The following is a 411-nucleotide window of genomic DNA, read 5'->3' as shown; positions in this document are numbered from 1 at the left end:
AATGTATCATTGACAATCTTGAATCGGTCAAGGTCGATAAATAATACGGCTAAGTTCTCAATCGTTATGGCCCCATTCGTGAGAAGTGCATTCAACATGTTTCGGTTAGGGAGACCAGTTAAATAATCATGATAGGCTAAATGCTGAACCATTTCCTCATTTCTGATTTGCTCGGTGATATCTTTCGCGATGCCATACATTCCAACAATTTGTCCGTCGACAATGATCGGAATAGTGGTCGTGTCTAGATTAATAAATTCGCCTGTTTTGCGCTTCAGTCGAAATTGATTTTTTTGCTGACTTCCCCCATCCTGAATGGTTAAATGGAAGATCCTGATGGTCTTTTCTAAATCTTCCTCATAAATCAGTTCCGAAAAATTCTTATCCAATAGTTCTTCCGGACTATAACCA

Annotated in this window: 1 protein-coding gene; it reads right to left on the bottom strand. The window is 38.9% G+C overall.

The annotated features are described in order from the left end of the window. On the bottom strand, positions 1–411 hold a 411-nt coding region (locus tag M3629_RS28130), incomplete at both ends, for a PAS domain-containing protein (protein WP_251512195.1).

The organism is Paenibacillus polysaccharolyticus, from assembly GCF_023714295.1.
GTDB lineage: Bacteria > Bacillota > Bacilli > Paenibacillales > Paenibacillaceae > Paenibacillus > Paenibacillus polysaccharolyticus_A.
Note: the sequence above shows the minus strand (reverse complement) of the source record. Positions and strands in the feature narration are given on the sequence as shown.